The organism is Citrobacter sp. Cu233 (genome assembly GCF_030332225.1).
Classification (GTDB): domain Bacteria; phylum Pseudomonadota; class Gammaproteobacteria; order Enterobacterales; family Enterobacteriaceae; genus Citrobacter.
On sequence record NZ_JAOWIF010000033.1, the window covers coordinates 181,142 to 194,745 of the forward strand.

Annotated in this window: 10 protein-coding genes; 4 read left to right on the forward strand and 6 right to left on the reverse strand. The window is 52.8% G+C overall.

The genetic code is table 11. From position 1 onward, the window contains the following. Nucleotide 1 precedes the first annotated feature (1 nt). Nucleotides 2–1,489 (forward strand): UxaA family hydrolase, encoded by a 1,488-nt coding sequence (locus OGX95_RS11030; protein ID WP_286629438.1) that lies wholly within the window; start codon nucleotides 2–4, stop codon nucleotides 1,487–1,489. Between the two features lie 207 nt (nucleotides 1,490–1,696). Further along, on the forward strand, nucleotides 1,697–2,251 hold the full coding sequence (locus tag OGX95_RS11035; RefSeq protein WP_286629439.1) for a YgjV family protein: 555 nt from the start codon (nucleotides 1,697–1,699) through the stop codon (nucleotides 2,249–2,251). Nucleotides 2,252–2,265: 14 nt separating this feature from the next. Here OGX95_RS11035 and sstT read toward each other — a convergent pair whose 3' ends face one another. The 4 genes from sstT to OGX95_RS11055 form a co-directional block, all read right to left on the reverse strand. Continuing rightward, nucleotides 2,266–3,510 (reverse strand): serine/threonine transporter SstT, encoded by a 1,245-nt coding sequence (gene sstT, locus OGX95_RS11040; RefSeq protein ID WP_286629440.1) that lies wholly within the window; start codon nucleotides 3,508–3,510, stop codon nucleotides 2,266–2,268. 245 nt (nucleotides 3,511–3,755) lie between these two features. After that, nucleotides 3,756–4,724, reverse strand: coding sequence for a TerC family protein (locus tag OGX95_RS11045; RefSeq protein WP_286629441.1), 969 nt, complete (start codon nucleotides 4,722–4,724; stop codon nucleotides 3,756–3,758). Between the two features lie 270 nt (nucleotides 4,725–4,994). Then, nucleotides 4,995–5,993 carry a Gfo/Idh/MocA family protein gene (locus OGX95_RS11050; RefSeq protein WP_286629442.1) on the reverse strand — a complete coding sequence of 333 codons (999 nt, stop codon included), beginning with the start codon at nucleotides 5,991–5,993 and terminating at the stop codon, nucleotides 4,995–4,997. A 72-nt stretch (nucleotides 5,994–6,065) separates the two neighbouring features. Continuing rightward, complete coding sequence (locus tag OGX95_RS11055; RefSeq protein ID WP_155021876.1) at nucleotides 6,066–6,566, reverse strand: M48 metallopeptidase family protein; 501 nt, start codon at nucleotides 6,564–6,566, stop codon at nucleotides 6,066–6,068. Between the two features lie 84 nt (nucleotides 6,567–6,650). On the opposite strand from OGX95_RS11055, the gene rlmG reads away from it, so the two are divergent. Then, the gene (gene rlmG, locus OGX95_RS11060) at nucleotides 6,651–7,787 is read left to right on the forward strand and encodes a 23S rRNA (guanine(1835)-N(2))-methyltransferase RlmG (RefSeq protein WP_286629443.1); all 1,137 of its coding nucleotides are present in this window, start codon (nucleotides 6,651–6,653) and stop codon (nucleotides 7,785–7,787) included. A gap of 101 nt (nucleotides 7,788–7,888) precedes the next feature. Here rlmG and OGX95_RS11065 read toward each other — a convergent pair whose 3' ends face one another. Together OGX95_RS11065 and ygjG are read right to left on the reverse strand one after the other, a co-directional pair. Next, on the reverse strand, nucleotides 7,889–9,907 hold the full coding sequence (locus OGX95_RS11065; protein WP_286629444.1) for an NADPH-dependent 2,4-dienoyl-CoA reductase: 2,019 nt from the start codon (nucleotides 9,905–9,907) through the stop codon (nucleotides 7,889–7,891). 176 nt (nucleotides 9,908–10,083) lie between these two features. Next, nucleotides 10,084–11,463, reverse strand: a complete 1,380-nt coding sequence (gene ygjG / locus OGX95_RS11070) for a putrescine aminotransferase (protein ID WP_167335587.1) — start codon at nucleotides 11,461–11,463, stop codon at nucleotides 10,084–10,086. 430 nt (nucleotides 11,464–11,893) lie between these two features. On the opposite strand from ygjG, the gene OGX95_RS11075 reads away from it, so the two are divergent. Continuing rightward, the gene (locus OGX95_RS11075) at nucleotides 11,894–13,414 is read left to right on the forward strand and encodes a methyl-accepting chemotaxis protein (RefSeq protein WP_286629445.1); all 1,521 of its coding nucleotides are present in this window, start codon (nucleotides 11,894–11,896) and stop codon (nucleotides 13,412–13,414) included. Nucleotides 13,415–13,604 lie beyond the last annotated feature (190 nt).

A 13,604-nucleotide genomic window follows, 5' to 3' on the forward strand; every position in this document is an offset into this window, starting at 1 on the left:
TATGCAATACATCAAGATCCACACGCTGGATAACGTCGCGGTTGCGCTCGCGGATTTGGCCGAAGGGACCGAAGTCACCGTTGATGGACAGGCTATTACCCTGCGCCAGGCGGTAACACGTGGCCATAAATTTGCTTTACGCGATATTGCGCAAGGCGAAAACGTTGTTAAATATGGTTTGCCAATTGGCCATACGCTGGTTGATGTCGCTGCGGGTGAGCACATTCATGCTCACAACACGCGTACGAATCTGAGCGATCTGGACACGTATAGCTACCAACCGGATTTTCAGGCGGAAGTTGCTCAGGCAGCCGATCGCGACGTGCAGATTTATCGCCGCGCGAACGGTGATGTTGGGGTACGCAACGAGCTGTGGATCCTGCCGACCGTCGGCTGTGTCAATGCGATGGCGCGTCAGATGCAAACCCGTTTCCTGAAAGAGACCCACGACGCCGAAGGTATCGACGGCGTTCATCTTTTCAGCCACACCTACGGCTGCTCGCAACTGGGTGACGACCATATCAACACTCGCACCATGCTGCAAAACATGGTGCGTCACCCGAATGCGGGGGCGGTGCTGGTGGTTGGCCTCGGTTGTGAAAACAACCAGGTTGATGCTTTTCGCGAAACGTTAGGTGAGTATGATCCTGAACGCGTTCACTTTATGGTCTGCCAGCACCAGGAAGACGAAGTGGAAGCGGGGATCGAACATCTCCATCAGCTGTACAGCGTGATGCGTAACGATAAGCGTGAGCCGGGTAAACTCGGCGAGCTGAAGTTTGGTCTGGAATGTGGCGGATCTGATGGCTTGTCTGGTATCACCGCTAACCCGATGCTGGGGCGTTTCTCTGACTACGTGATCGCGAACGGCGGGACTACCGTGCTGACTGAAGTCCCGGAGATGTTCGGTGCTGAGCAGCTATTAATGGACCACTGCCGCGACGAAGAAACCTTCGGTAAGCTGGTGACCATGGTCAATGACTTCAAGCAATACTTCATTGCTCACGACCAGCCGATCTATGAGAACCCATCGCCGGGGAACAAAGCGGGTGGCATCACCACGCTGGAAGATAAATCGCTGGGATGTACACAGAAAGCGGGTTCCAGCAAAGTTGTCGATGTACTGCGCTACGGCGAACGCCTGAAAACGCCAGGTCTGAATCTGTTAAGTGCTCCGGGTAATGACGCCGTTGCGACCAGTGCGCTGGCGGGGGCTGGCTGTCATATGGTGTTGTTCAGTACCGGGCGCGGTACACCGTACGGTGGTTTTGTTCCGACGGTGAAAATCGCTACCAACAGCGAGCTGGCCGCGAAGAAAAAGCATTGGATCGATTTTGATGCCGGGCAGCTAATCCACGGTAAAGCGATGCCGCAACTGCTGAATGAGTTTGTCGATACCATCGTTGAGTTTGCCAACGGCAAACAGACCTGCAACGAACGCAATGATTTCCGTGAACTGGCTATCTTTAAAAGTGGCGTAACGCTGTAATGACCCTTAATTTTTCGCGCGACAGCCGCGCTGGCTGCGTTCATTCACCCCGGTCACTTACTCCAGTAAGATCCCGGGAGTGCCTGAACTTGCCGCCTTGCTGTAGCACGAAATCTATTGGGTAATCGAAATCGAGTGGATTTAAAAAAACGGCGTTTCATAATATGGAGCGCCGTTTGCTTTTGTATTTTCTGACAAGGATCTTCCATGACCGCGTATTGGCTGGCCCAGGGCGTAGGTGTCATCGCCTTTCTGATCGGTATTACCACTTTTTTTAATCGTGACGAGCGCCGGTTCCGGCTACAGCTCGCCGTCTATAGCGCCACCATTGGCGTACACTTCTTTCTGATGGGGGCCTGGCCCGCGGGAATGAGCGCTGAGCTTAATACTGTACGTACCCTGGTCTCAATGCATACCCGCAAGCTGTGGGTCATGACGGTTTTTATTGTCCTTACACTGGTTCTTGGGCTGGCAAAATTGCAGCATGCTATGGAGCTACTGCCTATTATCGGCACGCTTGCCAGTACCTGGGCACTGTTTCGTTGCAAAGGGTTAACCGTGCGCTGTGTGATGTGGTGTGCAACGGGCTGTTGGGTTATTCACAATTTCTGGCTGGGATCGATTGGCGGGACGATGATTGAAGGAAGCTTTCTGGTGATGAACGGCCTGAACATTGTCCGCTTCAGGCGCATGCAAAAACGCGGTATTGATCCCTTTAAAATTGAAAACAGTGCACAGCAAGAAAAGCCCTCCGCCCGATGACGGAGGGGCTGTGATTAGCCGCGCAGGGCGTTGTTTGCCAGACGCTCGTCTTCCGCCTGACAGGCTGCGGCAGTAAACAGTACGTCTGTTGATGAATTCAGCGCTGTTTCACAGGAGTCCTGCAATACGCCAATGATGAACCCGACGGCGACCACTTGCATGGCGATGTCATTCGGGATACCAAACATATTGCACGCCAGTGGAATCAACAGCAGAGATCCCCCGGCCACGCCTGACGCACCGCAAGCACACAGCGATGCCACCACGCTCAGCAACAGAGCCGTCGGTAAATCAACCGGGACCCCCAGCGTATTCACGGCCGCCAGCGTCAGAACCGTGATGGTAATCGCCGCGCCCGCCATATTGATGGTGGCCCCCAGCGGGATAGAAACAGAGTAGGTGTCACGGTCCAGATTCAGTTTCTCGCACAGTGCCATATTCACCGGAATATTGGCTGCAGAGCTACGGGTAAAGAAGGCGTACACGCCGCTTTCGCGCAGGCACGTCAATACCAGCGGGTATGGGTTACGACGAATCTTCCAGAACACCAGCAGCGGGTTGACCACCAGCGCAACCAGCAGCATACAGCCTACCAGCACCGCCAGCAGTTGCGCGTAGCCCCACAGCGTGGCAAAGCCCGTCGTCGCCAGTGTGGAAGAGACCAGACCGAAGATACCTATCGGTGCAAAGCGGATAACCAGTCTCACCATAAACGTGACGGCATCGGACATATCATTGACCAGATTCCTGGTTGTCTCATTGCCATGGCGTAGCGCAAAGCCAAGGCCGACAGCCCATACCAGAATACCGATATAGTTAGCATTCAGCAGAGCATCAATAGGGTTAGCTACCATACTCATCAGCAGGCTGCGCATGACCTCAATAATGCCGGATGGCGGCACGATATCGCCAGCGCTGCTGGAAAGATGCAGCGTCGAGGGGAAGGCAAAGCTGAATACTACGGCGGCTAATGCTGCTGAAAATGTTCCCAGCAGGTAAAGGAACAGAATGGGGCGGATATTGGTTTTTTGCCCGTGCTGGTGGTTTGCGATAGATGCCATTACCAGCATCAGTACGAGGATTGGGGCGACGGCTTTTAATGCGCCGACGAACAGTGTCCCCAGTAGGCCGACGGCTTCTGCCGCAGGTTTTGAAACCAGTGCCAGCAGAATCCCCAGTACCAAACCTACCAAAATTTGTTTAACCAGGCTCCCCTGCGCCAAACGCGAGAGCAGCCCCGATGAACGTAGCGTAGTCATGTAGTCATCCTTTGATTGTGTTGTTGTTCACCCGTTGTGCGTTCTCATGACGCATCTTTCTGGATGTAACAAAGTGTTTGCATGGCTGAGTATAAGGAAAAATGCCGGTTCGGGAAGATCAATATCCTGGTTTCCGCGCTCATGTCATGTTTTATAACCTTAAATTAACATTATTTTGACATGTTCAGCAAAAAGCCCGACGCACGCAATGTGCGGTCGGGCTTTATCAACTAGCTAAGTGAAAGTTACTGTATTTGCTGCTTTTTATCGTGCTGGTGGTTGACCCACGCATTCACAACCAGCGTCACAAACAGAATACCGAAGACCACACCTAACGAGATAGCGATCGGGATATGGTAGAAATCGACGATCAGCATCTTGATACCGATAAACACCAGGATGACCGACAAACCATATTTCAGCATCGAGAAACGCTCCGCCACACCTGCCAACAGGAAGTACATCGCACGCAGACCCAGGATAGCGAACAGATTAGAGGTCAGTACGATGAACGGGTCGGTGGTGACGGCAAAGATTGCCGGAATACTGTCGACGGCAAAAATCACATCGCTCAGTTCAACCAGGATCAATACCAGCATCAGCGGCGTTGCAAACAGCAGACCGTTTTTACGCACGAAGAATTTTTCGTCTTCAATGGTATCGGTCATACGTAAATGGCCGCGCAGCCAACGCACTAAGGGTTTGTCGCCAATACCGGAAGCGTCTTCTTTCGCCAGCGCCATCTTCACGCCGGTAAACAGCAGGAATGCGCCGAACACGTATAGCAGCCATTCGAACTGGGCGATAAGCCAACTGCCTGTGAAGATCATGATCGTACGTAATACAATCGCGCCCAGTACACCATACACCAGTACCCGACGTTGCAGTGCCGCAGGTACGGAGAAGTAACTGAATAGCATCAACCAGACAAAGACGTTATCTACCGCCAACGATTTCTCGATCAGATAGCCGGTAAGGAACGCCAGCGCCTGCGGGTCGGCAACGGCACGGCCCTGAGTCTCAGCCAGGTACCACCAGAATGCCGCGTTAAACAGCAACGACAACGTTACCCAGACGATTGACCAGGCCGCTGCCTGCTTCATCGACATCGTATGTGCGCCACGACGCCCCTGTAGCAGCAGATCGATGGCCAGCATAATGACCACCACAACAGCGAAGCCACCCCATAACAACGGTGTGCCGACAGTATTCATTTTATTTCCCCATGCATAAAAAAACGGCCAACGCCGAATGACGTTAGCCGCTGCTTTTTATGCATAGACCTTGCCATTCGGCAAGGTCTCACTTACAACAACAAAGGAATACGCTGTCGTATTCCTTTGTTATCGCCCGGTGACCGGATGTGGTTTTTCACACATCGTAATGACGATCAACCGACAACGAAGTTACTCCCCTTTGCGGGTTACAAAATATTACAGGCCATGCTTTCAGTCAATGGCCTGCAACATTCGTTTTACATACTTTTACGCAGTCAGCGGTATCTGAGCATCATCTGCGGGGAAAATAACGCCGGTCTGGCGGCGAATCTCTGTCTGCAGTTTGGCGGTAATACGACTGACGTTCAGTGCCGGATGATCCACTTCGCCGGAATCAACCAGATGAGCAAAAGCCTCTGCCTCATAAAGCATAGTATTGATATGCTGAGGCACCGTCAGATCCTGCGTTTTGCCGCCGCGCGGAATAAAGCACACTTTCTGACATTCGGAAATCTTCTCGACAACCAGCAACCCTGATTCGCCCTGAATTTCACTGGCCAGCACGGAATCACTGACTTTCGAGTGCTGCAACGTGACGCTAAAATCGCCGTAATTGAGTACGACCACGCCGTGGGCATCGACGCCGCTTTCCAGCAGGCTGGCACTTGCCTGAACGCTTAGTGGTTCCCCCCAGAGCGCAACCGCAGCGGCCAGGCAGTAAAAGCCGATATCCATAATCGAACCGTTAGAAAACACCGGATTAAACGTATTGGGATTTTCACCGTCCAGATAACGCTGATAACGTGAAGAATACTGGCAGTAATTGATCAGCGCTTTCCTGACTCGCCCAATTTTTGGTAGTGATTGCTGTAATAGCAGGAAATTAGGCAGGCTGGCGGTCTTAAATGCTTCAAACAGCACGACCTGATTTTCGCGCGCGCAGGCGATAGCGGCTTCGGCTTGTGCCAGGTTAGAGGCCAGCGGTTTCTCGCAAATGACATGCTTTTTGTGTTGTAGAAACAGCGTTGTCTGCGGGAAGTGCAGAGAGTTCGGGCTGGCAATGTAAACGGCATCAATGGCGTCACTTTGCGCCATTGCCTCCAGCGAGGTAAACAGATGCTCGACGGGATAATCATTGGCGAAGGTCTGTGCCTGTTCAAGGCTACGGGAATACACTGCGGTTAACTTATATTTGCCGGTTTCATGGGCGGCATCCACAAACTGGCGGGTGATCCAGTTTGTGCCAATCACTGCGAAACGTATCATAAATGCCTTCAGGCTGCGAAAAGGGATCCTTGCGTCAATTTAGCATGCTCTGAAGACAAAGCCAGTGCGTGACTACGCAGTTTGCTTCAGCGATTGTTGCGTGAGCCACAGGCGGGTATCAAACTCCAACTGGTGGTACTGCGGTTCCATATGACAGCACAACTGATAAAACGCTTTGTCGTGCTCTTTTTCTTTCAGATGTGCCAGTTCATGCACGACGATCATGCGTAAAAAAGGTTCAGGTGCAGAACGGAAGACGGTAGCGACGCGGATCTCCGCTTTGGCTTTGAGCTTGCCACCCTGCACGCGGGAGACGGCAGTATGCAGACCCAGCGCATTTTTCAGCACGTGTATCTTACTGTCATACATGACTTTATTCAGCGGCGGGGCGTTTCGCAGGAACTGATTTTTCAGATCCTGGGTATATTGCCAGAGCGCTTTGTCAGTCGCGAAGTCATGTGTACCGGGATAACGCTTTTCCAGCACCGCCCCCAGACGCTGTTCAGCAATCAGCGTACGAACCTGGGAAAGTAAATTCTCCGGGTAGCCTTGCAGATAGGTCAACTGACTCATTAGTGCCCCATATAAAGTATAAAAAGTGTATACTCACGCACCCTTTTCAGGGATACGCCGAAATTTTACCATTCAGGAGGGCCGATGAGCCACATAGACAACGGTTTCCGTTCGCTGTCACTTAAACGTTTCCCGGAAACGGATGACGTTAACCCGCTGCTGGCGTGGGAAGCTGCAGATGAATATCTGTTGCAACAGCTGGACGATACCGAGATTAGCGGCCCGGTGCTGCTCCTGAATGATACTTTCGGCGCGCTGGGCTGTGCACTGTCGGAACATACGCCATACAGCATTGGCGACTCTTATTTAAGCGAACTGGGGACGCGTGAAAACCTGCGCCATAACGATATCGCGGAATCCAGCGTCAAGTTTCTCGACAGCACCGCTGAATACCCGCAGGCGCCGGGCATTGTGCTGATTAAAATTCCCAAAACGATGGCGCTGCTGGAACAACAGCTCCGTGCGCTGCGTCAGGTTGTTACGCCGCAAACGCGCATCATTGCAGGGGCGAAGGCGCGTGATATTCATACCTCAACGCTTGAGCTGTTTGAAAAGGTGCTGGGCCCAACCACTACCACGCTGGCGTGGAAAAAAGCCCGTCTGATTAACTGCACCTTCAGCAATCCAGAACTGGCTGATGCCTCGCAGACGCTGAGCTGGAAACTGGAAGGCACCGACTGGACTATCCATAACCATGCCAACGTCTTCTCCCGTACCGGGCTGGATATTGGCGCGCGTTTCTTTATTGAGCACCTGCCGGAAAATCTGGAAGGGGAGATTGTCGATCTTGGTTGTGGCAACGGTGTGATTGGCCTGACTTTGCTGGAGAAGAACCCGCAAGCGAGCGTGGTGTTTGTGGATGAATCACCGATGGCGGTGGCATCAAGCCGCCTGAACGTCGAAAGCAACATGCCTGAAGCGTTGGATCGCTGTGAATTTATGATCAACAACGCGCTGTCTGGCGTGGAGCCTTTCCGCTTTAACGCCGTGCTGTGTAACCCGCCGTTCCATCAGAAACATGCGCTGACCGATAACATCGCCTGGGAGATGTTCCACCATGCCCGCCGCTGCCTGAAGATCAACGGCGAACTGTATATTGTGGCTAACCGTCACCTCGACTACTTCCACAAGCTGAAGAAGATTTTCGGCAACTGCGAGACCCTCGCCACCAACAATAAGTTTGTGGTGCTGAAAGCGGTCAAAACGGGTCGTCGCCGCTAATCGCGTGTGCCGGATGGCGGCTAACGCCTTATCCGGCCTACAACGCGCTACCCCGTAGGCCTGATAAGCATAGCGCCATCAGGCCTACGAGGTACATTTTGTTAAATCTCAAGCGCTAAGCGGGTCCCTTGTGCAATAGCACGTCGGGCATCCAGCTCCATCGCCACATCACACCCCCCGATCAGATGCACTGTTTTACCCGCCGCATGCAGCGGATCAAGCAGCTCCCGGCGTGGCTCCTGGCCGGCGCAAATCACCACGTGATCCACATTCAGGGTCTGTAGCTCACCGTTGATCATCACATGTAACCCGTCATCATCGATCTTCTGATAGCTCACCGCCGGGATCATTTTTACGCCACGTGAAAGCAGGGTAGCGCGGTGGATCCACCCCGTTGTTTTACCTAAACCTTGCCCAGGTTTACTGGCTTTACGCTGCAACATCACTATCTGGCGTGGGCTGCGGGGTAGATGTGGGCCTTCCGGACGTAAACCGCCGGGCTGTTGCAGGCTGGTGTCGATTCCCCATTCTACGCAGAACTCGACAATATTCTGGCTGGTGGGATCGCCGGGCTGGCTCAGATACATGGCGGTATCAAAACCGATCCCTCCGCAGCCAATGATCGCCACGCGTTTCCCTACCGGCGTTTTATCACGTAATACATCGAGATAGGTTAGTACCTTAGGATGATCGATACCATCGATCGGTGGCGTACGTGGTTCGATCCCGCTGGCGAGGATCACTTCATCAAAGGCTTGCAGTTCGTGGGCGCTAACAAACTGATTGAGTTTCAGTGTGACACCCGTTACGTCGATCATCCGGCGGTAGTAGCGCAGTGTTTCATAGAATTCTTCTTTGCCGGGGATCTGCTTGGCGATATTAAACTGCCCGCCAATCTCACCATGCGCGTCAAACAGCGTCACGTGGTGACCACGTGCGGCGGCATTAATAGCAAAAGCGAGGCCCGCAGGACCCGCACCCACAACGGCCAGATTCTTCAGGTGAGTCGCTGCAACAATGGGCATTTTGGTTTCATGACAGGCGCGTGGATTCACCAGACAGGAGGTAACTTTTCCCACGAAAATCTGATCCAGACAAGCCTGGTTGCAGCCGATACAGGTGTTGATCTCATCGGATCGTCCGGTTTGCGCTTTTGACAGCAGCTCAGCATCAGCAAGGAATGGTCGGGCCATCGATACCATATCGGCATCGCCGCGTGCCAGTATGTCATCCGCAACGGTCGGATCGTTAATACGGTTAGTGGTGACCAGTGGGATTGTCACATGACCTTTCAGCTTGCGCGTTACCCAGCTAAACGCACCCCGGGGTACCGGTGTGGCGATGGTGGGGATACGCGCTTCATGCCAGCCAATGCCGGTGTTAATCATTGTGGCACCTGCGGCTTCTATAGCCTGTGCTAGCTGGACGGTTTCGTCAAAGGTTCCGCCTTGCTCCACCAGGTCGAGCATCGACAGGCGGAAGATAATAATAAAGTCACTGCCGGCACGCTGGCGTACCGCCCGCACGACTTCCACGGCAAAACGCATACGGTTGGCATAGTCACCGCCCCATTCATCATTACGCTGGTTGGTGCGCAGGGTCAGGAATTCGTTGATCAGATAGCCTTCCGAGCCCATCACTTCCACTCCATCGTAGCCTGCCTCCCGCGCCAGCTGTGCACAATGGGCGAAATCTTCAATCAGTTGCAGCACTTCATCGTGCGTCAATTCATGCGGCGTAAAGCGGTTAATAGGGGCCTGAATGGCTGAAGGCGCAACCAGATGCGGTTGATAGCTGTAGCGACCGGTGTGCAGGATTTGCAGGGCGATTTTCCCGCCTTCGTCGTGAACCGCATCGGTAATGATACGGTGGTGCGCCAGCTGGCTGGTGTCGTTCAGCATCGCGCCGCCTTCCATACCCACGCCCGATAGCGCGGGCGCAATTCCTCCGGTCACAATCAGGGCTACGCCGTGGCGAGCGCGTTCGGCATAGAACGCAGCCAGCCGTTCTGCACCATCGGGATACTCTTCCAGCCCGGTATGCATTGAACCCATCAACACGCGGTTTTTAAGCCGGGTGAAGCCTAAATCGAGCGGGGCGAACAGCGACGGATAGCTCATAAAGGTGTCCAGTATGTAAAATTATTGTTATGTGGTCGGATGAGTTACTAATTTAGCCGTCGCCGTGTAAAAGGGAAAAGGGGAATGCCGTGATTGTGATGGGATTCAAAAAAGGAGCGGGGCCAGAGAACGAATTTGCCGGATGGCGATACTAACGTATCGCCATCCGGCAGTGGTTACACCTGCTCCACGCTCACCCGTAATGCGGCCAGGGCTTTGCGGGTTGATCGCAATACCAGTTCGCATTGCTCGATCGTTAATGTTAACGGCGGTTCGATACGGATCGTCTTCGCGTTATTCAGTGTTCCGGCGACCAGCACTCGCTGACGGAACATTTCACTGGCAAAGCTGTAACCAATCTCGTTATCGACAAACTCAATCGCCATCAGCATGCCTTTACCGCGAACGTCGTGCACCAGATCCGGATATTCACGCGCCAGATGACGGAAACCATCCAGCAACATATCGCCTTTCTGCTCTGCCTGAGCGGGTAAATTTTGCTCCAGCAGGACGTTAATGGTCGCCAGCGCCGCCGCGCATGAGAGCGGGTTGCCACCGAAGGTGGTGGTATGCAGGAAAGGGTTGTCGAACAGGACGGAGAACACTTCTTCGGTGGCAATGGTCGCGCCAATTGGCATCACGCCCCCCCCCAGCGCCTTGGCCAGACACAGAATGTCAGGCTGCACGTTTTCATGTTCACAGGCGAACATCTTGCCGGTGCGTCCCATGCCGGTTTGCACTTCGTCGAGGATCATCAGCGCGCCAAACTCATCGCAAAGTTTACGTACCGCGGTTAAATACCCTTGCGGCGGTAGGATCACGCCTCCTTCTCCCTGGATTGGCTCCAGAATCACGGCGGCAACATCGTCGCCGGTCTTTTTGCATTCGCTCAGGACGGTGCGCATGGCATCAATATCGCCAAAAGGAACATGGCGGAAGCCCGGCAGCAGCGGCATAAACGGTTTGCGGAAGGTTGATTTAGCGGTGGCGGATAGCGACCCCAGCGATTTACCGTGGAAAGCACCGCTGGTGGCAATAAATGTAAATTTACCGCGCGGCGATTGATACGCTTTCGCCAGTTTTAGTGCCGCTTCAACCGACTCGGTCCCGCTGTTACTGAAGAAACTGTATTTCAGCTTTCCGGGAGCCAGTGCAGCAAGTGTTTTTGCCAGCATGGCCCGTAATGGGTCAAGTAATTCCTGGCTGTGCAGAGGTTGTTTCGCGAGTTGATTCTGTACGGCGGAGACCACTACTGGATTACGGTGCCCCACGTTGAAAATTCCAAAACCTCCCAGGCAATCGACAAACTCCTGTCCCTGGGTGTCGACAAGCGTATTCAGGCTTCCCGCTTGCCACTCTACGGCTCCGTAATCCCCGCCGGCAGTTACAGATTTTCTATACTCTAAGAACCCCGGATTGACATGCTCTTTGAAGTAATCAATCACCTCTCGGTTTAGTGCTTTCATTTCCTCATGATCAAGCGTTCGCTTCTCGATGAGATTCAGTGCGTGTGCGCTGCAGGCCAGAGCCGATGCGCTGGAAGGTAACCTGTTCAAAATATGCTCCCGGAGCTCGCGTATCACATGATACTGAATTAAGTATTGCAGGGATTGCGCCATCCCGACGCGCTTAACGAAAATCGGGATAAACACCAGGGAAGATCTTGCTTGCGCAACATTTAATCTCAAGCATTAACATTTGCTGGCATTTTGCCCAGGTTTAGGCGCGTAAAACCGACGGGAAAAACGCGTTATTGCGCTAAAAGTGGGCAATAATTGCACTGTTGCGGTGCGCAGAGTGAAGGTGTGTTGAATAGTTACGTAATGAAAGTATTTTAAATCAATGAATTAGAAAACATACAAATTTTGAGGTTTAATCGCAAATTGCGATCTAAATCAAATTTAACAACTAAAGTTAAAAAGATTAGCGCCGAAATAACATAAGCCGAAAGAGTTAACAACCAGATAACCTGCACAGGACGCAACCATGTCTTCTCATCCCTACGTTAGTCAGCAAAATACACCGCTGGATGATGATATCACCCTCATGTCGACTACCGATTTACAAAGCTATATCACCCATGCGAACGATACCTTTGTCCAGGTCAGCGGCTATCAGCTGAATGAATTGCTTGCTCAGCCGCACAACCTGGTTCGTCACCCGGACATGCCGAAAGCGGCGTTTGCGGATATGTGGTACACCCTGAAACAGGGGGAACCGTGGAGCGGTATTGTGAAAAACCGGCGGAAGAATGGCGATCACTACTGGGTGAGGGCCAATGCGGTGCCGATGGTGCGGGAAGGGCGCGTAACCGGGTATATGTCGATCCGTACCCGGGCGACGGAAGCGGAAATTGCGGCGGTCGAACCTTTATATAAAGCACTCAATGAAGGCCGTTGTAATCGGCGCGTCCATAAGGGGCTGGTGGTACGTAAAGGCTGGTTGGGTAAACTCCCGTCGCTTCCGGTTCGCTGGCGGGTACGCAGTGTCATGGCTTTCATGTTTGTTATCCTGGCAACTGCGCTACAGCAGATGGGGGCTGAATGGCCGCAACTGTTAGTGAGCGCACTGGTGATGATGCTGGCGACGGTTATTTTCGAATGGCAGATTGTGCGCCCAATCGAGAATGTGGCCCAGCAGGCACTGAAAGTAGCGACTGGCGAGCGCAACAGTGTGACCCATCTTAACCGTAGCGATGAACTGGGTCTGATGCTACGGGCGGTGGGGCAGTTAGGGTTAATGTGCCGCTGGCTTATTCATGACGTGTCGAGTCAGGTCAGCTGTGTGCGCAATGACAGTGAAACGCTGGCGAAAGGCAGTGATGATTTAAACAAGCATACACAGCAGACGGTAGAGAATGTGCAGGAAACGGTCACCACCATGAATCAGATGGCGGCATCAGTGAAGCAAAACTCTGCGACAGCAGCAGCAGCTGACAAGCTGTCTATTGCCGCCAGCAGCGCGGCGACACAGGGCGGTGAGGCGATGGATACGGTCATTAAAACAATGGACGATATTGCCAACAGCACCCAACGGATCGGCACTATCACGACCCTGATTAACGATATCGCCTTCCAGACAAATATTCTGGCGCTGAATGCGGCGGTTGAAGCGGCCAGGGCTGGGGAACAAGGAAAAGGATTTGCGGTGGTGGCCGGAGAAGTACGCCATCTTGCCAGTCGTAGTGCAAGCGCAGCAAATGACATCCGTAAACTGATTGATGCCAGCGCCGACAAGGTGCAGTCCGGCTCCGATCAGGTTCATGCCGCAGGGCGGACAATGGATGATATTGTGGCGCAGGTCCAGAATGTGACACAGTTGATTGCTCAAATTAGCCATTCAACGCTGGAGCAGTCAGATGGACTTTCCAGCCTGACCCGTGCCGTTAATGAGTTGAGCAGCATTACGCAGAAAAATGCCGAACTGGTCGAAGAGAGCGCACAGATTTCAGCAATGGTAAAACATCGTGCCGGTCGCCTGGAAGATGCGGTGACTGTGCTGCATTAATTCTCTCCCCATCCTATTTTCCCGCCAAACGCTTATCGTCCCCGGTAGGCGTTTTTTTGTAATAACTTTGTTAATTATATATTAAATGATACCACTTTGGTATTACGGTACTATTTTCCTTATTCCGCTCTGACAGCAAGTGTTTCGTTTTTAAATATTTTGAAATATCGCTTATATAACGATCGGTCTA